The sequence below is a fragment of the Pseudomonas sp. F01002 genome (assembly GCF_004402115.1).
Classification (GTDB): domain Bacteria; phylum Pseudomonadota; class Gammaproteobacteria; order Pseudomonadales; family Pseudomonadaceae; genus Aquipseudomonas; species Aquipseudomonas frigoris.
Genome location: NZ_SOPU01000021.1, coordinates 81,943 through 98,955, shown reverse-complemented (window position 1 = coordinate 98,955; position 17,013 = coordinate 81,943). Strand labels below are relative to the sequence as shown.

At 59.6% G+C, this 17,013-nt stretch carries 19 protein-coding genes and 2 pseudogenes; 1 reads left to right on the top strand and 20 read right to left on the bottom strand.

Features of this window, described 5'->3' with window-relative positions; translation table 11 throughout:
• Window positions 1-187: pseudogene (locus tag E3W21_RS18615) on the top strand (FHIPEP family type III secretion protein); the annotation flags it as partial.
• Between the two features lie 289 nt (window positions 188-476).
• On the opposite strand, the gene E3W21_RS18610 reads toward E3W21_RS18615, so the two are convergent.
• The 20 genes and pseudogenes from E3W21_RS18610 to E3W21_RS31445 all read right to left on the bottom strand — a co-directional run.
• Window positions 477-1,142 (bottom strand): hypothetical protein, encoded by a 666-nt coding sequence (locus tag E3W21_RS18610; protein WP_134421389.1) that lies wholly within the window; start codon window positions 1,140-1,142, stop codon window positions 477-479.
• 190 nt (window positions 1,143-1,332) lie between these two features.
• Complete coding sequence (flhB, locus tag E3W21_RS18605; protein WP_129442195.1) at window positions 1,333-2,472, bottom strand: flagellar biosynthesis protein FlhB; 1,140 nt, start codon at window positions 2,470-2,472, stop codon at window positions 1,333-1,335.
• 3 nt (window positions 2,473-2,475) lie between these two features.
• Window positions 2,476-3,258 carry a flagellar biosynthetic protein FliR gene (fliR, locus tag E3W21_RS18600; protein ID WP_134421388.1) on the bottom strand — a complete coding sequence of 261 codons (783 nt, stop codon included), beginning with the start codon at window positions 3,256-3,258 and terminating at the stop codon, window positions 2,476-2,478.
• 3 nt (window positions 3,259-3,261) lie between these two features.
• Window positions 3,262-3,531, bottom strand: a complete 270-nt coding sequence (fliQ, locus tag E3W21_RS18595; RefSeq protein WP_007948918.1) for a flagellar biosynthesis protein FliQ — start codon at window positions 3,529-3,531, stop codon at window positions 3,262-3,264.
• A complete protein-coding gene (gene fliP / locus E3W21_RS18590; RefSeq protein ID WP_134421387.1) occupies window positions 3,528-4,286 on the bottom strand; it encodes a flagellar type III secretion system pore protein FliP in 759 nt (252 codons plus the stop codon). The genes fliQ and fliP overlap by 4 nt, the downstream gene beginning before the upstream one ends.
• Window positions 4,286-4,732, bottom strand: coding sequence for a flagellar biosynthetic protein FliO (gene fliO, locus E3W21_RS18585; RefSeq protein ID WP_134421386.1), 447 nt, complete (start codon window positions 4,730-4,732; stop codon window positions 4,286-4,288). Before fliO ends, fliP begins: the two co-directional genes overlap by 1 nt.
• Window positions 4,733-5,212 (bottom strand): flagellar motor switch protein FliN, encoded by a 480-nt coding sequence (gene fliN, locus E3W21_RS18580; RefSeq protein WP_371927111.1) that lies wholly within the window; start codon window positions 5,210-5,212, stop codon window positions 4,733-4,735.
• A gap of 51 nt (window positions 5,213-5,263) precedes the next feature.
• The gene (fliM, locus tag E3W21_RS18575; RefSeq protein ID WP_008024584.1) at window positions 5,264-6,232 is read right to left on the bottom strand and encodes a flagellar motor switch protein FliM; all 969 of its coding nucleotides are present in this window, start codon (window positions 6,230-6,232) and stop codon (window positions 5,264-5,266) included.
• Between the two features lie 9 nt (window positions 6,233-6,241).
• Window positions 6,242-6,742 carry a flagellar basal body-associated protein FliL gene (gene fliL / locus E3W21_RS18570; protein ID WP_129442185.1) on the bottom strand — a complete coding sequence of 167 codons (501 nt, stop codon included), beginning with the start codon at window positions 6,740-6,742 and terminating at the stop codon, window positions 6,242-6,244.
• Window positions 6,743-6,950: 208 nt separating this feature from the next.
• On the bottom strand, window positions 6,951-8,312 hold the full coding sequence (locus tag E3W21_RS18565; protein WP_134421385.1) for a flagellar hook-length control protein FliK: 1,362 nt from the start codon (window positions 8,310-8,312) through the stop codon (window positions 6,951-6,953).
• 83 nt (window positions 8,313-8,395) lie between these two features.
• Entirely contained in the window at window positions 8,396-8,764 is a 369-nt protein-coding gene (locus E3W21_RS18560; RefSeq protein ID WP_129442181.1) for an Hpt domain-containing protein, read from the bottom strand.
• 30 nt (window positions 8,765-8,794) lie between these two features.
• Window positions 8,795-10,501 (bottom strand): fused response regulator/phosphatase, encoded by a 1,707-nt coding sequence (locus tag E3W21_RS18555; protein ID WP_134421384.1) that lies wholly within the window; start codon window positions 10,499-10,501, stop codon window positions 8,795-8,797.
• Window positions 10,502-10,506: 5 nt separating this feature from the next.
• Entirely contained in the window at window positions 10,507-10,812 is a 306-nt protein-coding gene (locus E3W21_RS18550; RefSeq protein WP_008151067.1) for an STAS domain-containing protein, read from the bottom strand.
• A 164-nt stretch (window positions 10,813-10,976) separates the two neighbouring features.
• A complete protein-coding gene (gene fliJ / locus E3W21_RS18545) occupies window positions 10,977-11,426 on the bottom strand; it encodes a flagellar export protein FliJ (RefSeq protein ID WP_033055981.1) in 450 nt (149 codons plus the stop codon).
• Window positions 11,427-11,432: 6 nt separating this feature from the next.
• A complete protein-coding gene (gene fliI, locus E3W21_RS18540) occupies window positions 11,433-12,791 on the bottom strand; it encodes a flagellar protein export ATPase FliI (protein ID WP_046046383.1) in 1,359 nt (452 codons plus the stop codon).
• Window positions 12,781-13,590 (bottom strand): flagellar assembly protein FliH, encoded by an 810-nt coding sequence (gene fliH, locus E3W21_RS18535; protein ID WP_134421383.1) that lies wholly within the window; start codon window positions 13,588-13,590, stop codon window positions 12,781-12,783. The genes fliI and fliH overlap by 11 nt, the downstream gene beginning before the upstream one ends.
• A 7-nt stretch (window positions 13,591-13,597) precedes the next feature.
• On the bottom strand, window positions 13,598-14,617 hold the full coding sequence (fliG, locus tag E3W21_RS18530; RefSeq protein ID WP_007894195.1) for a flagellar motor switch protein FliG: 1,020 nt from the start codon (window positions 14,615-14,617) through the stop codon (window positions 13,598-13,600).
• Window positions 14,610-16,397: a flagellar basal-body MS-ring/collar protein FliF gene (gene fliF / locus E3W21_RS18525; RefSeq protein ID WP_134421382.1), complete on the bottom strand. Its 1,788-nt coding sequence runs from the start codon at window positions 16,395-16,397 to the stop codon at window positions 14,610-14,612. The genes fliG and fliF overlap by 8 nt, the downstream gene beginning before the upstream one ends.
• Before the next feature lie 14 nt (window positions 16,398-16,411).
• Window positions 16,412-16,711, bottom strand: coding sequence for a flagellar hook-basal body complex protein FliE (gene fliE, locus E3W21_RS18520; RefSeq protein ID WP_134421381.1), 300 nt, complete (start codon window positions 16,709-16,711; stop codon window positions 16,412-16,414).
• An 86-nt stretch (window positions 16,712-16,797) separates the two neighbouring features.
• Window positions 16,798-17,013 (bottom strand): annotated as a pseudogene (locus E3W21_RS31445) (hypothetical protein); the annotation flags it as partial.

The window sequence follows — 17,013 nt, the reverse complement described above, 5'->3', positions numbered from 1 at the left end:
GTTCCTGCTGGACGTGTTCTTCACCTTCAACATCGCGTTGTCGATTGTCGTCTTGCTGGTCTGTGTTTACGCGTTGCGGCCGCTGGATTTCGCGGTGTTCCCGACCATTCTGCTGGTGGCGCCCCTGTTGCGACTGGCGCTGAACGTGGCCTCCACGCGGGTGGTGATGCTCCACGGTCAGGACGGCCGAAGAAAGCGACTGATTTCGACGTTGAGTCTTTGCTTTAGAGAACGTGGTCTGTCCCTGGATTTCCAGAGCCGCTACCGCAAGAAGCCTTCCAACTTTTGCAGAGACAAGAAATAGAGGGTTTCATTGAGCTTTTGTAGCAGCTGCCGAGCCCGCGAGGCTGCGTCCGGCTCGGTCCGCGCTCGGGCGCAGCAGTCGTACGCCTATGCGAGGACTTCGGTCGAGCGCGACCCCGGCTCGAACGCAGCCTCGCAGGCTCGGCAGCTGCTACAGAAGGAGACTTGATTGATCAACTTGCGGTCAGAACCTGCTTGTCGGTGATTGCACCAAACTTCAGTTTTTTGCCATCGATGTTGCGCATGCCCCTGAGCATTGGAACGCCTTCGACCTCCACCACATCCTCGTGGGTGTACATAAGAACCACCTTCGTAACAGGGTAGATGCTTTCAGGTACCTTTCCTACTGTCTCGATCAGACTCAGCGCCCAGTGGAAGGTTGTGATCGGCAGATCTTCGATCTTGATCTGGCGCCCAGGATCCTCCCAGCGAAAATCCTGCCGTGCAGTAATGAGCAGCGCCCCGTCAACTATTGCGAATTCTGGCTTGCGATAGCGCCTTTCCAGCGCCTCGTTTATCCAGTCCTCCATATAAAAATCAGGACGCGCAAAGATATCGAACAACTTTTCGCTGCTATCGATTTTTCCGGCCGCGCTAAAAAAGTAATTATAGGTGTGATGGTAAGCAAGACCGCCCAGTTCAGGCCTGATCGCATTCGTCGGTTCATTCAAATAGCCCGGAATATACTGGCTGGCCATTTGTACAAAATGCGTGAAGTCGAGTTTCAACTTGAAAACAACGGTGTAGCCAATCGCACGCTCGCGAGGGTTTTCCTCCAGCCTCCCCGAGACAAACTCTACGTCCATTCCTTCCAGCTTTCGATATTCAAGCTTTACCATGATTTCCCCCTCGAAGATCTGACGTAAACACCGATCCCTGGCGCTCGCATCAAATGATCAGAGCCGCAACTGCGAGGGATCGATCAGGAGAAATTCCCACGGGCATAAGAGCGTGAGGAGGGGCTGCCTGTCCACTGTCAGAACTAACAGGTATGCATGAGTTTCGGACAGACGGTAGCCGAGCGCAGAATCAGGAATCGCGCCGCAAATCCGGCGGAATCGGCAAATCATCCTTAAGCGGATCCGGGCGTTTACCCTTGCCGGCGCGGTGCTGGCGGATCTGATAGACGTAAGCGAGCACCTGGGCGACGGCAAGGTAGAGCCCGCCAGGGATTTCCTGATCAAGTTCGGTGGAGTAGTAGATCGAACGCGCCAGTGCCGGTGACTCAAGCAGCAGCACTTCGTTGGCCACCGCGATTTCACGGATCTTCAAGGCCAGGAAGTCGCTGCCCTTGGCGATCAGCATCGGCGCCCCACCCTTTTCCGGATCGTACTTGAGCGCTACGGCGTAGTGAGTCGGGTTGGTGATCACCACATCGGCGTCGGGAATCGCCGCCATCATCCGGCGCTGGGACATTTCGCGCTGCAGTTGGCGAATCCGTTGTTTAACCTCCGGTCGTCCTTCCTGATCCTTATGCTCGTCACGAATTTCCTGCTTGGTCATCAGCAGTTTCTTGTGGCTTTCCCAAAGCTGCACCGGCACGTCCACCGCGGCGATGATGATTAACCCACAGGACATCCATAACGTACTCCAGCCCACAACCTGCAGGCAGTGAATGACTGCCAGCTCCAACGGTTCGTGGGCGATGCGTATCAGGTCATCGATGTCTGACGATAACACCTGCAGGGCCACGGCCAGGATGATCAAAAACTTCGCGAACGCCTTAAGCAGCTCCGCCACAGCCTTGAACGAAAACATTCGCTTGAGGCCGGCGGCAGGGTTCATCCGACTGAATTTCGGTGCCAGGGAACCCGCCGCGAATAGCCATCCACCCAGGGAGATCGGCCCGATCAACGCTGCCAGCACCAGGGTGATCATGATCGGCTGAATCGCCAGCAAGGCTGTCAACCCTGAACTCAACAGGTAAGTGCTCATGGAGCGCTGATCGAGAATGACTTCACGCGACAGGGAGAAATTCTGCCGCATCAATTCCATCAAGTCTTGCGCCAGCGCCCCGCCGAAAATCAACAGCGCACCGGAACCCGCCAACATGATCGCCAGCGTGTTGAGCTCTTTGGAGCGCGCAATTTCGCCTTTCTCGCGAGATTCCCTTTTGCGCTTCTCCGTGGGGTCTTCTGTTTTGTCCTGACCGCTTTCGCTCTCAGCCATGGCTCAGCGCGCCCGTGCCAGTTCGCGTAACAACTGCAAGGCCTCGGAGGCCAGCGGTTGATACTGATTGATGATGTCCGCCAGCCCGACCCAGACAATGAACAGCCCGAGCACCAGGGTCAGCGGGAAGCCGATGGAGAAGATGTTCAGCTGTGGCGCCGCCCGGGTCATGATGCCAAACGCAATGTTGACCACCAGCAACGCAGTGATCGCCGGCAACACCAGCAACAGCGCGGCGCCGAGGACCCAGCCGAGCTTGCCGGCCAGCTCCCAGAAATGATTGACCATCAACCCGCTACCGACCGGCAGCGTAGTGAAGCTTTCGGTGAGGATTTCGAACACCACAAGATGGCCATTCATCGACAGGAACAACAGCGTCACCAGCATGGTGAAGAACTGCCCGATCACCGCCACCGAAACGCCGTTGGTGGGGTCGACCATCGAAGCGAAGCCCATGCCCATCTGAATGGAGACGATCTGCCCGGCGACCACAAAGGCCTGGAAGAATAGCTGCAAAGAGAAACCCAGCACTGCACCGACGAGGATCTGCTCGGCGATCAGCAGCAGCCCGCTCAAGTCCAGCGCGTTGACCGGCGGCATCGGCGGCAACCCGGGGGCAATCACTACCGTGATCGCGACGGCGAAATAAAGGCGCACTCGCGTGGGCACCAGAGTCGTACCGAAAACCGGCATGACCATCAGCAAGGCACCGATACGAAACAGCGGCAGCATGAACGTCGCCACCCAGGTACTGATCTGGGTATCGGTCAGCTGGAGCAGCGACATGGTTTAGCCGATGACCTGAGGAATACTGCCGTACAACTGCAGGATGTATTCCATGAAGGTCTGTACCAGCCACGGACCAGCGACGATCAATGTCACCAGCATCACCAGCAAGCGCGGCAGGAAGCTCAGGGTCTGTTCGTTGATCTGGGTCGCGGCCTGGAACATCGCCACCAGCAGGCCCACAAGCAAACTCGGAATCACCAGCACGGCAACCATCATGGTGGTCAGCCACAGCGCTTCCCGGAAGATGTCTACCGCAACTTCTGGCGTCATGGCGATACTCCGCCGAAGCTGCTCGCCAGCGTACCGATGATCAACGCCCAGCCATCCACCAGCACGAACAGCATGATCTTGAATGGCAGGGAAATGATCAGCGGCGAGAGCATCATCATACCCATGGCCATCAGCACACTGGCCACGACCAGGTCGATGATCAAGAACGGAATGAAGATCATGAAGCCAATCTGGAACGCGGTTTTCAGCTCGGAGGTGACGAACGCGGGAACAAGAATCGTCAGCGGCGCCTGATCCGGCGACGCGATATCAGTGCGTTTGGACAAGCGCATGAACAACTCCAGATCGCTGCTGCGAGTCTGGGCGAGCATGAAATCCTTGATCGGCACCTGCGCCTTGGCCACGGCATCTTGAGCGGTGAGTTTTTCCGCCAGATACGGCTGCAAGGCATCCTGATTAACGCGGTCGAATACCGGCGCCATGATGAACAAGGTCAAAAACAGCGCCATGCCCGTGAGGATCTGGTTAGACGGTGTCTGCTGCAGGCCGAGGGCCTGACGCAGGATCGAAAAGACGATGATGATCCGGGTGAAACTGGTCATCAGCATGACGAACGCCGGGATAAAACTCAGCGCCGTCATGATCAGCAGGATTTGCAGACTGACTGAGTATTCCTGAGCGCCGGCGGCATTGGTGCCCAGGGTGATTGCCGGGATCGATAACGGATCGGCGGCGAACGCCAGTGGCGCGGCCAGCATCAGGGCCAGCGTCAAGATGATGCGTAGCGCACCCATTACTTCTTATCCTTCTGATCCTTGCCCATCAGCTCCATCAGGCGCTGGGCAAACTCGGGGGTCGCTTTTTCAGTACCGCTGGGCACTTGCACCGGCTCCTTGAGCACGTGCAACGCGGTGATGGTGCCGGGGCTCAAGCCAAGCAGAATCTGCTCGTTGCCGACCTGCACCAGCATCAATCGGTCGCGAGGGCCAAGCGCGCGGGAACCGATCAGCTCGATCACCTGCCCCTTGCCGGCTGGTCCGGCCTGTTGCACCCGACGCAGCAACCAGGCGAGGAAGAAGATCAACCCCAGCACCAGCAGCAAACCGAACACCAACTGCGTCAATTGCCCGGTCACACCGCTGCTGACCGCGGGTGCAGCGGCCGCAGTAGCGGTCGCTACCGGCTCGGCAGCCAGAACGTTGAACGGCAAGGCGAGCAAAACCCCGAGAACCTTTTTCACTCAGCGCAACTTCTTGATGCGTTCGCTTGGGCTGATCACGTCAGTCAGGCGGATGCCGAACTTCTCGTTGACCACCACTACTTCACCGTGAGCGATGAGCGTGCCGTTGACCAGCACGTCCAGCGGCTCACCGGCCAGACGATCGAGCTCGATCACCGAACCCTGGTTAAGCTGCAGCAGGTTACGGATGTTGATATCAGTGCTGCCGACTTCCATGGAAATCGACACCGGGATATCGAGAATCACGTCCAGGTTCGGACCGTCGAGGGTGACCGGTTCGTTGTTTTTCGGCACGCTGCCGAACTCTTCCATCGGCAGACGGTTGGACGGCGAACTGGCGGCGTCGGCGGCCAGTAAGGCGTCGATGTCGTCCTGCCCGGCGTCGCCGGTTTCTTCCAGGGCCGCAGCCCATTCATCGGCCAGCGCCTGGTCGTCCTGGGTGTTCATATCGTTAGCCATCAATTTTTCCTCGGCGGGCATCCATTCAATCAGGAGCCGTCAGTTAAAAGCACAGGGGGTTTGGAGCGCCGGTCAGCGGCGCTCGATCGGCTCGATCACTTGCAACGCGAGGTTGCCTTTGTGCGACCCCATCTTGACCTTGAACGCAGGCACGCCGTTGGCGCGCATGATCATCTCTTCAGGCATCTCGACCGGGATAATGTCCCCCGGCTGCATGTGCAGAATGTCCCGCAGGCGCAACTGGCGACGGGCAACCGTGGCACCGATCGGTACGTCAACGTCCAGCACGTCCTGGCGCAAGGCGTTGACCCAGCGTTCGTCCTGATCGTCGAGGTCCGACTGGAAGCCGGCGTCGAGCATTTCGCGTACAGGTTCGATCATCGAGTACGGCATGGTCACGTGCAGGTCGCCGCCACCGCCATCGAGTTCGATGTGGAAGGTCGACACCACAATCGCTTCGCTCGGGCCGACGATATTGGCCATGGCCGGGTTCACTTCCGAGTTGATGTACTCGAAGTTCACTTCCATGATCGCCTGCCAGGCTTCCTTCAAATCGACGAAGGCCTGCTCCAGCACCATGCGCACTACACGCAATTCGGTGGGGGTGAATTCACGCCCTTCGATCTTCGCGTGACGGCCGTCGCCGCCGAAGAAGTTGTCCACCAGTTTGAACACCAGTTTGGCGTCGAGGATGAACAACGCGGTGCCGCGCAACGGCTTGATCTTGACCAGGTTGAGGCTGGTCGGCACGTACAGCGAGTGCACGTATTCGCCGAACTTCATCACCTGCACGCCACCGACGGCAACATCCGCCGAGCGGCGCAGCATGTTGAACATGCTGATGCGGGTGTATCGGGCGAAACGCTCGTTGATCATCTCCAGGGTCGGCATGCGTCCACGGACGATGCGATCCTGACTGGTCAGGTCGTAGCTTTTGACACTGCCGGGTTCAGCAGCGGTATCGGTCTGTACCAGACCATCGTCGACGCCATGCAACAGCGCATCGATCTCATCCTGGGACAGCAGGTCCTGCACGGCCATGTCGTGTTCCTACTGCAGTACGAAATTAGTGAAAAGCAACTGTTCGATGACCACTTTGCCGAGTTCTTTCTGCGCCACTTCCTGGACGCTGGCCGTGGCTTTCTGACGCAACATTTCCTGGCCGACCGGCGACGCCAAGGTAGCGAAGTCCTGCCCGGAGAACAGCATGACCAGGTTATTGCGGATGACGGGCATGTGGACTTTGAGCGCTTCCAGATCGGCCTGATCGCGACCCTGCATGGTGATGCTCACCTGCATGTAGCGCTGACGACCGTTCTGGTTGTAATTGGCCACGAAGGCCGGAGCCATGGGCTCGAAAATCGCTGGCTGCTTGCCGACCGGGGCGGTTTCAGCCGCGGCGGCAGGCTTGCTCTGGGCGCTGTGCATGAAGAACCAGGTCGCTCCCACGGACAAACCGATCGCCAGCAGCAGGGCCACCACGATCACAATGATCAGCTTGAGTTTGCCTTTGGTTGCGGGGTCTTTTACTGCTGCTTCGCTCTTCGCCATGCCAATAATCCGTCACTATTCGGGTTTTCACAGTCGCACGGCAAGGCAAGAGCAAGTGTTATGCCAGAAGTGTCTGAAGGAAAATGGGCTGTGGCTGGTTGAGGCCGAAAATCAAAAGATCGCAGCCTTCGGCAGCTCCTACATTGGAATGTGTACATCCTGTAGGAGCTGCCAAAGGCTGCGATCTTTTAGGGGGCGCCGCGAATTATCAGGCGTAATAATCGACGGCGCTGGAGCCAATCACGCTGGTCGCGCTGGCCGCTACTTCGGCAATGCTGGCCGGAAGCTCTTCGTCCATCGAATCGAGGCGACCACCGCTGGCGTTGGTGCGTCCACCCTGGCTTTGACCCTGTTGAGCCTGTTCCTGCCCCTGACCTTGCCAGCCACGGGACTGGTCGGACACATTGACGTCGACCTGGCCCATGCCCTGCTGCGCAAACATGTCACGCAAGCGATGCATCTGCCCGTCCAGCGCTTCGCGAACACTTGGATGGGCGCTCATGAACGTCACTTGGGTCTGCTGATCCGGAACCATGTTCACCCGAATGTCCAGGCGCCCCAGTTCGGCCGGTTGCAACTGGATGTCGGCGGCCTTGAGATTGGTACTGGACAGGTACATGACCCGGTTCACGACTTCTTCGGTCCAGCCGCTCTGATGCATGGCGATCGGTTGATTCACCGGCAGTGCGTTCGCGGTTTTCGGAGTGGCCGCCTGGGTCAGTGCCGCCAGACGGTTGGCGAAATCGTCGACCCGAGTATCGCTACTCGCGGACTTCAGGTCCTTGAGACCGTCATCGATAAGACCACCAAAGGCCTTGTCGCCGCCCTGGCCGGTGCTGTCCTTGTCGGCTTGCACATCGAGCATGCTCGCCATGCCGGCGGCGAAGGTCTGCGCCGAGATTGACTCGCCGTCGGCCTGGGCCTGGGCCGAGGTCGGTGCCGCTTTGGGCTGGGCCTGACTGGAAGCGGAAACGTGCCCGCTCTGCTCCATGGCCATGCGCACGGCAGGCAGTGCGTCGAGGGGATCGGCTTCGGGATCGAAATCGGTGTCAGTGCTTGCAACAACCGGAGTCGTTGCCGCCGTCACAGCCACCTCGACCTGCGGTTGTGGGGCGACTACAACGGGCGGAGCTGCCGGTACCGGCGCTGGCACCGCAGGTTGTACTGCCTGCATCAACGCAGGATCCAGCGTCGGGTCAACGGGCGCGGCATCGGCAACCGGCGTCTGCGCAGTATCCGAGCCGTCATCGCTGGCAGCCTCGTCCTCAGCCTGCGCCGGCTTATCGGCGGGCAAGGATTTGCCGCTATCGGCAACCGCAGGTTCCGGGGCGGCAGACGTGTCGTTGCTGACGTCCTTTTTGTCGGGGCTGTCCGACGCTTTATCTCGTATAGGCTTGGCCGATCCATCACCCACCGCAGAGGGTTTGTTCCGGGCTTGATCGGCGTAGACCTGAGCGAAGCTGGATGCCTTGTCCCCAGGCTCAGCGGCCAGCGCCGGTGTATTGGCGCAAGCGACTTGAGTCTTGGCCTGCGCGGCGGCCTGAAGAAGCATATTGGGGGTAACGGGCATGGAACGGTCTCCGCGGCACTGGGATCGTAGGTACAGTTGACGGAGATTATTGCAAAGGTCGCGCCAGGTTTGAGTGACAGGCGCTAAAAGCGCCGGACGGTCTCATTGGCAGAGAGAGAACGCTGACGCTCCGCCTCATAGAGAGGCCGGACGATGGCAAATTCGTCATCAATTTCCCCGATCAGCTTTTCGATGCCAGCGAGGTTTTTTTGCTTGGCGCGCTGCTCCAGCTCATGGCACAACTCAGCCAGGCGAATGGCGCCCATGTTGCTGCTGCTGCCCTTGAAACTATGGGCGGCATTCATGAGTTGCGCAGCATCTTCAGCCTCTCGCAAGATGCGTAAACGCTCTTCGGAATCGGCGAGAAAGGTATCCAGCAACGTCGGATACTCATCCTCCATGACCTCTTGCAACGCGTTCAGCACGTCGCGGTCCAGGTGTGTGTCAGCCACTTGCTCACTCCTTGATCAAGAATGCGTGGATTATGCCAGAGCCTCCCAGAAAAACTCCACGCGGGCACTTCGACCATTGTCGGACCAACTCGCATTGTGGCCCAGTTGACGGATCAGACTGACGCCACGTCCCGACAGACGGACACCATCGACGGGCCGCTCCATCACCCGCGCTACATCGAAACCCTTGCCGCTGTCTTCAACCCGAACAGTCAGGCACCCGCCCTGGCCCTTGGGTGTCACCTGCAAATGCACCCGCACGAAGCCGTCCTGCAACGCGTCCAGGCGTGTATTGCGCTGTTGATAATAGCGGGTGAAACCCGAGGCATCGCGCTTGAGACTCGAATCCAGCCCCAGCACTCCATGCTCCAGGGCATTGGAATACAGTTCGGCCAAAACACTGTAGAGCGCCCCGCTCTGGGCCCGCAGACCGTGGACCTCAAGCAGCAATTGCAGAAGATACGGCAGCGGATTGAAGCGTTTGAGCGTGGCGGCGCGAAATTCGAAACTCACTGACCAGTCCAGCGGGCAGGACTGACCACTGTCGGAATACACCAGCGCCGGCGGGCTCAGTTGTGCGGCCTCCAGCAGACTGACCTCGACCATGCTCACGTCATCACGGGCCTCGCCGCGAAAGTCCCGCAACGCCTGCTCGATCTCTTCGAACAACTCATCAGGTTGACGATTGGCCGCAAATACCTGCTGCAATCGCTCCACACCAAACAACTGTTCGTTGGCATCGCAGGTATCGATCACCCCGTCGGACAACAGGAAGACCCGATCCCCGACCGCCATCGGAAACACCTCGGTGCGATCATCAAAGGATTGCGGGCTCAGCACGCCGAGCGGCAAATGCCGAGCCGTCAGCGGCGTGCGCTCACCGCTGGCGATGCTGTGCAGGTAACCGTCCGGCATTCCGCCGTTCCAGACCTCCACCGAGCGTCGCTGAAAACTCAGGCACAGCAGCGTTGCACAACAGAACATGTCCACCGGCAGGATGCGCTTGAGCTTGGCATTCATCTCGCGCAGGGTTTCGGCCAGGCCGTAACCCTTGGCGGTCATCCCATAGAAAACTTCGGCCAGGGGCATGGCACCGACCGCGGCCGGCAAACCATGACCGGTAAAATCGCCGAGCAGCACGTGCATGTCGCCGGCCGGGGTAAACGCGGCCAGCAGCAGATCGCCGTTGAACAACGCATAGGGCGATTGCAGGTAGCGAATATTCGGTGCACTCAGGCAGCCGGAGTGGGCCACCTTGTCGAACACGGCTTTGGCCACCCGCTGCTCGTTGAGCAGGTACTCGTGGTGCCTGGCGATCTGGTCGCGCTGCTGCAACACCGTGGCCTGCAACCGCCGCAAGCGGTCCATCGCCTTGATCTTGGCGGCGAGGATCACCTGGTTGTAGGGTTTTGCCAGAAAGTCGTCGCCACCGGCCTCCAGACAGCGGGCCAGCGCTTCGCTTTCGGTCAGCGAGGTGAGGAAGATGATCGGCACCAGGGTTTCCCCTGCCAACACCTTGATTTGCCGCGCCGCCTCGAAACCGTCCATCACCGGCATCATCGCGTCCATGAGCACCAGTTGCGGTCGCTGCTGGCGAAACGCGTCAACGGCTTCGGCACCGTTGGCGGCCGTCAGCACCTCATGCCCCTGACGACGAACGATGGTCGACAGCAGCATGCGATCGGCCGCGCTGTCTTCGGCGATCAGGATCGTCAGCGGTTCGAACAAGGACTGCATGGCGGTCACGCCACGTCGAAGATTTGTTCGAAGTTGGAGATGGCGAGGATCTTGCGCACATCTGCATTAGCGTTGGTCAACGTGATCTCGGCATTCTCGCCGCCAGCGTGATCACGCAGTAGCAACAGCATGCCGAGCGCTGAACTGTCGAGGTAGGTGGCGTCTTTCAGATCTACTTCGAAGGACTCGGGTTTTGGCTGAAGATTTTCGTAGGACTCGCGAAATTCCTGATGCTTGGCGAAATCGAATCGTCCCTTGACCGATATCGTCAGCTTTTGCCCATCTTGGGAGACTTCTGTAACAACTGGCATTTAACGGCTTCCTTGTCATTGGTGAACGTACGTGTACAAGGTTTAGCACTTGGCTGGGGCTGGAGCAAGATCAAAAGATCGCAGCCTGCGGCAGCTCCTACAGAACCGGGTTTGCACGCAGTCAATGGAGCTGCCGCAGGCTGCGATCTTTTCGAAGGCACCACTCAATAAGGATCCTGACGCGGCAACCGCTGGGACAACTCATCCAGCAGCTTTTGCTCACGCCGGTCTTCCAGCCGCCGCGCCTCATCCATGTAGCGCAACACCAGTTTGCGCAAGCCTTCGACCCGTGCAAACGCCTGTTGCCAGGATTCCCGCGCCTTGTTCAGGTTGTTTTGATGCCATACCAGGCTTTGTCGCTGCTGGTCGATGGCGGTCCCCAGTTGCGCCAGGAAGCCTTGATAACCCAGCAGCCATTGGCCAGACACGCCACTGCTGCCGCGCACGATCCATTGCTCTTGATAATCGAGACGAAAGGCTTCGAGGTCGGCGAGCTTGCTTTCGGCCAGACGGACTTGCCCCTGAAAGTGCCCCAGACGCAGGACCGCGGTTTTCTCGGCCTTTTCGGCCATTTCGACCACGGGGGCCAGACGCGAGGCTCGGCTCTGGGCCATGGCCGGTTAGCCGCCGGCCGCAGGAGCGAAAATCGTGCCGAGATAGGCTTCGCTTTCGCCCAGGCTGATGCTGTCGTTCAGGCCCTGGCGCAGGTATTTCACCAGCTGCGGCTGCAGGGAGATCGCCAGGTCGGTTTCCCGATCACCACCGGCCACATAGGCGCCGACGCTAATCAAGTCGCGACTCTGCTGATACCGCGACCACAGTTGCTTGAAATACTGGGCGCGCATCATGTGTTCCGGCGTAACCACCGACGGCATGACCCGGCTGATGGACGCTTCGATATCGATGGCCGGGTAATGACCTTCCTCGGCGAGGCGCCGGGACAGCACGATGTGCCCGTCGAGCACGCCTCGTGCGGCGTCGGCAATCGGATCCTGCTGATCATCGCCTTCGGAGAGTACGGTGTAGAACGCGGTGATCGAACCGCCGCCCTTCTCCGCATTACCGGCCCGCTCCACCAGTTTCGGCAGTTTGGCGAACACCGATGGCGGATAGCCCTTGGTCGCTGGCGGCTCGCCGATCGCCAGAGCGATTTCACGCTGAGCCTGGGCGAAACGGGTCAGGGAGTCCATGAGCAACAGGACGTTCTTGCCCTTGTCGCGGAAATACTCGGCGATTCGCGTGCAGTACATCGCCGCGCGCAGACGCATCAACGGAGCATCGTCCGCCGGGGACGCCACCACGACCGAACGCTTGAGGCCTTCTTCACCGAGGATGTGCTCGATGAATTCTTTAACTTCACGACCCCGCTCACCGATCAGCCCGACGACGATGATGTCGGCCTCGGTGAAGCGGGTCATCATGCCCAGCAGCACACTCTTGCCCACGCCAGTACCGGCGAACAGACCCAAACGCTGACCGCGACCGACCGTCAACAAACCGTTGATGCTGCGAATGCCAACGTCCAGCGGCTCGCTGATCGGTTCGCGCTTGAGCGGGTTGATGGTCGGGCCGTCCATCGGCACCCAATCTTCGGCCTTCATCCCACCCTTGCCGTCCAGCGCGCGACCGGCGCCATCAAGTACCCGCCCGAGCATGCTCATGCCCATCGGCAAGCGGCCGGTATCAGCCAGAGGAACCACACGGGCACCGGGAGCGATGCCGGCAACGCTGCCGACCGGCATGAGAAACACCTTGCTGCCGGAGAAGCCCATGACTTCGGCTTCGACCTGCACCGGGTGATAACTGTCGTCGTTGATGACCATGCAGCGGCTGCCCATGGCGGCGCGCAAGCCCTCGGCCTCGAGGGTCAGGCCGACCATGCGCAGCAAGCGGCCTTCAAGGATCGGCGCGCCTTCCAGTTCCGTGGCCTCGGCGTAGCTGCCGAGGCGCTTGGCGAAGCTGGTGCGATCAAGGCGCATCGGGAACGTCCAGTTCAGGTTCGACCGGCACGACCGCTGGCTTGTCGCTGATCGGCAGCTCCAGGCTCAGATCCGGTTCGGCCGGGTGCAAGGCCTGTTCGTGCAACTGATCGAAGAGCTTGTCCATGACCCGCGCAACGCGGGTTTCGACCGTGGCGTCGATGCGGCTGTGTTCAGTCTCGACCCGGCAACCGCCGGGCAACAACGCCTCGTCCTCGACGATGCGCCAGGTTTCTTCATGGCGTTCGCGCAGGGCTTTGACCTGTTCGAAATCTTGCGGATTGATGTACAGCCGCACATTGCCCACACCCAGCGGCAAGAGCTTGAGGGCCTCGCGCATGACGTGTTCGATCTGCGTCGAGTCGATGGCGAGTTCTCGCTGAATCACCTGTTTGGTAATGTGCTGCACCAGGTCGACCAGGGACTTTTCGATCAAGGTGTCCTGCTCGGCGATAGGCTCGAACAGATGGCCCATCAGTTGCTCCAGAGCGGCAATCTTGGCGGCCAGGGCCACCTCGGCTTCCTGACGGACCTTGAGCGTGGTGCTGTGGAAACCTTCTTTTTCGCCCGTGGCGAAGCCTTCGTTGTAGGCCTCCTGGCGAATGCTTTCGAGTTCTTCGAGGGTCAGTGGCTGGACTTCATCCAGCGGCACTTCTTCCATTTCCGGCGGCTCGGGCTCAGGTTCCGGCTCAGGTTCCGGCACGAACGGATCGAAACTGGGCAGCGACCAGACATCGAAACCACCGACGTCCTTGCCCCGGATCAGGTCGGTGTTGGACTCATCATGTTTGGACGACATAGTGACCTTAGATCATCTCTTCGCCGCCCTTCCCGCCGAGAACGATTTCTCCGGCTTCGGCCATACGGCGGGCAATGGTGAGGATTTCTTTCTGCGCGGTTTCCACGTCGCTGACGCGCACCGGGCCTTTGGCCTCGAGGTCGTCGCGCAACAGTTCGGCCGCCCGTTTGGACATGTTCTTGAAGATTTTCTCTTTGACGCCTTCGTCCGAACCCTTGAGGGCCAGCACCAGCACGTCGGAAGACACTTCGCGCAGCAGCGCTTGAATACCGCGATCGTCGACATCGGACAGGTTGTTGAACACGAACATGAGGTCTTCGATCTGACCGGACAGGTCTTCGTCGACTTCGCGGATCGAGTCCATCAGCTGACCTTCGATCGAGCTGTCGAGGAAGTTCATGATATCCGCCGCACGCTTGATGCCACCCAGGGTGGTGCGCGAGGCATTCGAGTTGCCGGAGAACTGCTTCTCGAGAATCTGGTTGAGTTCTTTCAGGGCCGCAGGCTGCACGGTATTCAGCGAGGAGACCCGCAGAATAATGTCCAGACGCACCTTGTGGTCGAAGTTGCCGAGCACTTCACCCGCCTGGTCCGGATCGAGATACGCCACCACGATCGCCTGGATCTGCGGGTGCTCGTAACGGATCACGTCGGCGACGGCGCGCGGTTCCATCCACTTCAGGCTGTCGAGGCCACTGGTGTTGCCGCCCAGCAGGATCCGGTCGATCAGGCCGTTGGCCTTGTCTTCGCCCAGGGCCTGCGTGAGCATTTTGCGCACGTAGTCATCGGAGCCGACGCCGAGGCTGGTCTGGTCGCCGACGATGTCGACGAACTCGCTCATCACCTGCTCGACCTGCTCGCGGTGCACGTTACCCATCTGGGCCATGGCCACACCCACACGCTGGACCTCTTTGGGCCCCATGTGGCGCAGCACTTGGGCGGCGTCGGTAGACCCCAGGGACAGCAGCAGAATCGCGGCTTTGTCGACCTTGGTCAGTTTGGCGGCAACGGCTCGGTTATCACTCATCTGCGTTAATCCACTCTTTCACGACCTGGGCCACGCGACCCGGATCTTCTGCCACCAGACTCTTGATTGCGTTCAATTGTGCGTCATAACCTTCGCTCGGGCTCGGCAACAGAATGCTGGTCGGGCCACCGAGACTGACGCGGTCGTTGCGCAGTTCGCCGTCCAGTCCGCCCATGCCACCCAACTCGACGTCACTGCCCAGACCAGCCAGCTGTTTGTCTTTGCCGCCACCGGTGATGTTGTTGAGCACCGGACGCAGCACACCGAACACCAGCACCAGGATGAACAAGACACCCAGCACTTGCTTGACGATGTCCCAGAACCACGGCTGGGAGTAGAACGGAATATCGGCAATCACTTCACCGCGCTCGGCGGAGAACGGCATGTTGATCACGCTGACGCTATCGCCACGGCTGGCGTCGAAGCCTACGGCATCCTGTACCAGGCGAGTGAAGCGCGCCAATTCATCGGCGGTCCACGGCGCACGGGTGGTTTCACCGTTGGCCGCGTTGATCTTGACCTGGTCGTCCACCACCACCGACACCGAGAGGCGATTCAAACGGCCCTGCTGTTGTTTGGTGTGGCTGATGGAACGGTCGAGTTCAAAGTTCTTGGTGGATTGTTGACGCTTGTCCGCCGGGTACGGTGCAAGCATAGGCTGGCCGGTAGCCGGGTCCATGATTTGCTGACCGTTGGCATCCAGAAGTGGCTGGCCTGGCTGCACCATGCCGGCCGACGCGGTAGCGCCACCGGTGGTTTGCGGTGCGGAGGCAGGCGACGGCGGCTGGTTGCTCAGGGCACCCGGCACACCTTGCGGACCATTGCTGGCGGTACGTTGTTCGTTGACCGACTGCTCGCTGCGCAACGCCGGCTGGTCCGGATTGAACTGCTCGGAGGTCGACTCGACGGCACTGAAATCCACATCGGCCGAGACTTCGGCTTTATAGCGATCGTTGCCCAGCACCGGTTGCAGAATGTTGTGCACGCGCTGAGTCAGCATGCTTTCCATGCGACGGCTGTAATCGAATTGCTTGCCGGCCATGGTCAGTTCGGAATTTTCCGCCTGATCCGACAGCAGGTTGCCCTTCTGGTCGACGACAGTGATCTGGGATTTGCTGAGTTCGGGAACGCTGGTGGCCACCAGGTTGATGATCGCCAGCACTTGGCCAGGCTCCAGCGAGCGACCGGAGTACAGTTCCACCAGAATCGAAGCGCTCGGCTTGCGCTCGTCGCGCACGAACACCGAACTTTTCGGAATCGCCAGGTGCACGCGGGCACCCTTGACGTTGTTCAGGCTGGAAATGGTGCGGGCCAGTTCGCCTTCGAGACCGCGACGATAACGGGTCGCTTCCATGAACTGGCTGGTGCCCAGGCCCTGGTCCTTGTCGAGAATTTCAAAACCGATGTTGCCATCGCTGGGAGTGACACCAGCGCCCGCGAGCTTGATTCGCGCACGGGACAGGTCATCGGCCTTGACCAGCAAGGCACCGGAGTTCGGTTCAACGGTATAGGGAATGTCGGCTGCGGCCAGGGTATCCATGACCTGTTTGGCGTCCATACCGGCAAGGCTGCCGTACAGAGGCCGGTAGTCCGGCTGCTGGGACCACAACACCACGGCAAAGCCAATCGCCACGCTCGCAGCCAGGCCGACCAACAGGCCTACCTGACGCAACATGGTCATCTCGGAGAGGTTTTCCAGGAAGGACAACCCGAACAGCGGCGGCTTGCCGTCTATTGGAGTGGCCTTGGCCGGAACATTATCGGCGACTGCTTCTGCCATGACTCAATTCGTCCTTAAACCGGCATCTGCATGATGTCTTGGTATGCCTGAACCAGCTTGTTGCGTACTTGGGTCAACGCTTGAAAAGACACGCTGGCCTTCTGCGAGGAAATCATCACGTCCGTCAGGTCGATGCCACTCTTGCCGATCTCGAAGGCACTGGCCAACTGACTGGACGCCTGCTGCGTCTCGTTCACTTTATTGACGGCCTGACCGAGCATGTCGGAAAAGCTGCTGCCACCCACTTCAGGAACAGCGGCAGTCGATTTCGACGCAGACATGGCATCCATTTGCATGGAACGCATGTCCAGCATCAATCGATTGAATTCAANNNNTACCTTGGCTCATGGTCTCTCTCTTTGACGAGCTACGTCTTTGGCGACCCGCAATTTTTTGACACTCACTCGGCGGGTAGTGAGGTGTTAGCAACAAGGGTGCCAGCTCCGTGGCCGCTCCAAACAAAAGCCAATTCCGGGCTTTGCTCAACCGTGAACCACCGCAAAACAAATGTGGGAGCGGCGGTGCGACGATTCGACTTGCTCGCGAATACGGTTTTCCATTCAACAGAGATGCTGGCTGGTCTACAGCTTTTGCGAGCAAGTCGAATCGTCGCACC

What these genes read in the sequence shown, in the direction of transcription:
- fliH (WP_134421383.1), bottom strand. Translation starts at nt 13,590, where the DNA reads ATGTCGTCCAAACATGATGAGTCCAACACCGACCTGATCCGGGGCAAG.
- fliM (WP_008024584.1), bottom strand. Translation starts at nt 6,232, where the DNA reads ATGGCCGTGCAGGACCTGCTGTCCCAGGATGAGATCGATGCGCTGTTG.
- fliF (WP_134421382.1), bottom strand. Translation starts at nt 16,397, where the DNA reads ATGGCAGAAGCAGTCGCCGATAATGTTCCGGCCAAGGCCACTCCAATA.
- fliQ (WP_007948918.1), bottom strand. Translation starts at nt 3,531, where the DNA reads ATGACGCCAGAAGTTGCGGTAGACATCTTCCGGGAAGCGCTGTGGCTG.
- fliJ (WP_033055981.1), bottom strand. Translation starts at nt 11,426, where the DNA reads ATGGCCCAGAGCCGAGCCTCGCGTCTGGCCCCCGTGGTCGAAATGGCC.
- E3W21_RS18550 (WP_008151067.1), bottom strand. Translation starts at nt 10,812, where the DNA reads ATGCCAGTTGTTACAGAAGTCTCCCAAGATGGGCAAAAGCTGACGATA.
- flhB (WP_129442195.1), bottom strand. Translation starts at nt 2,472, where the DNA reads ATGGCTGAGAGCGAAAGCGGTCAGGACAAAACAGAAGACCCCACGGAG.
- E3W21_RS18565 (WP_134421385.1), bottom strand. Translation starts at nt 8,312, where the DNA reads ATGCCCGTTACCCCCAATATGCTTCTTCAGGCCGCCGCGCAGGCCAAG.
- E3W21_RS18610 (WP_134421389.1), bottom strand. Translation starts at nt 1,142, where the DNA reads ATGGTAAAGCTTGAATATCGAAAGCTGGAAGGAATGGACGTAGAGTTT.
- fliL (WP_129442185.1), bottom strand. Translation starts at nt 6,742, where the DNA reads ATGGCGAAGAGCGAAGCAGCAGTAAAAGACCCCGCAACCAAAGGCAAA.
- fliN (WP_371927111.1), bottom strand. Translation starts at nt 5,212, where the DNA reads ATGCCCGCCGAGGAAAAATTGATGGCTAACGATATGAACACCCAGGAC.
- E3W21_RS18555 (WP_134421384.1), bottom strand. Translation starts at nt 10,501, where the DNA reads ATGCAGTCCTTGTTCGAACCGCTGACGATCCTGATCGCCGAAGACAGC.
- fliP (WP_134421387.1), bottom strand. Translation starts at nt 4,286, where the DNA reads ATGGGTGCGCTACGCATCATCTTGACGCTGGCCCTGATGCTGGCCGCG.
- fliG (WP_007894195.1), bottom strand. Translation starts at nt 14,617, where the DNA reads ATGAGTGATAACCGAGCCGTTGCCGCCAAACTGACCAAGGTCGACAAA.
- fliI (WP_046046383.1), bottom strand. Translation starts at nt 12,791, where the DNA reads ATGCGCCTTGATCGCACCAGCTTCGCCAAGCGCCTCGGCAGCTACGCC.
- fliE (WP_134421381.1), bottom strand. Translation starts at nt 16,711, where the DNA reads ATGCTGGACATGCGTTCCATGCAAATGGATGCCATGTCTGCGTCGAAA.
- fliR (WP_134421388.1), bottom strand. Translation starts at nt 3,258, where the DNA reads ATGTCGCTGCTCCAGCTGACCGATACCCAGATCAGTACCTGGGTGGCG.